The following is a 325-nucleotide window of genomic DNA, read 5'->3' as shown; positions in this document are numbered from 1 at the left end:
CCAATAGGCAGTCTCTTTTATTTATTAACCTTTCTCTTTATTTCCAGCATGTGATATCATTTAATTTTACGTAAAAAAGTTATTCGAATAATTGTATTCATAATAATTTTAACCGATAAAGGATGATAATAGATTGAGTAATCATAGTACAACACCTGCATGTATATATACGTATGCATTTCGTGAGGAGGAGCGTGCGTTATGTTATTTGGAAATGCGCTCGTTCTTTGGAATGGAGTCTCACGTTAATATTTTGAAAAGTAATGTCAAAATTGAGCCGAGTAGAAGTGCATTTATTAAAGAGCGCGTTGAGGTTATGTACGAG

1 pseudogene is annotated in these 325 nt (G+C 32.9%); it reads left to right on the top strand.

The window, feature by feature from the left end:
• Window positions 1-133: 133 nt before the first annotated feature.
• Window positions 134-325: pseudogene (locus ACSG5Z_RS29955) on the top strand (RNA methyltransferase); the annotation flags it as partial.

This window comes from Bacillus pretiosus (genome assembly GCF_051294775.1).
Lineage (GTDB): Bacteria > Bacillota > Bacilli > Bacillales > Bacillaceae_G > Bacillus_A > Bacillus_A wiedmannii.
The sequence above is the reverse complement of the archived record's forward strand: the minus strand, read 5'-3'. Positions and strand labels throughout refer to the sequence as shown.